The 464-nt window shown below is 63.1% G+C and carries 1 protein-coding gene; it reads left to right on the forward strand.

Annotation, left to right across the window (positions count from 1 at the left end):
* Positions 1 to 42: 42 nt before the first annotated feature.
* A partial coding sequence (locus tag VTU_RS0118970) for a DUF6444 domain-containing protein (RefSeq protein WP_010107478.1) occupies positions 43 to 464 on the forward strand: 422 nt, incomplete at its 3' end.

The following is a 464-nucleotide window of genomic DNA, read 5'->3' on the forward strand; positions in this document are numbered from 1 at the left end:
ATGCAACAGCTACCCGACCTCAGCACACTTAGTTCGACCCAGATGGGCACACTGGTCTTGGAGCTATGGGCGATGGTGCAGACGCTGACGGCGCAGATCAACGAACTGCAAGCCCGGCTCAATCTGAACAGCCGCAACTCCAGCAAGCCACCCTCGAGCGATGGGCTCAACAAGCCCCAACCCAAGTCATTGCGCAAGGCCGGGCAACGACCGGTCGGCGGGCAGAAGGGGCACAAGGGCCATACCCTGTGCCAAGTGGCCGAGCCCAATGTGGTCGTCACCCATGCGCCGCCCGAGCATTGCGATGTCTGCCACGGTTCCTTGGGTCAGGCCAGCGTGGTTGAGTCCCGGCAGGTCCACGATCTGCCCGATTTGCGCTACCAAGTCACCGAGCACCGCGTGCTGCAAGCGATCTGCAACTGCGGCAAGACCCACCGTGGCGCATTCCCTGCGGACGTCACCGC

The organism is Verminephrobacter aporrectodeae subsp. tuberculatae At4 (assembly GCF_000193225.1).
Taxonomy (GTDB): Bacteria; Pseudomonadota; Gammaproteobacteria; order Burkholderiales; family Burkholderiaceae_C; genus Acidovorax; species Acidovorax aporrectodeae.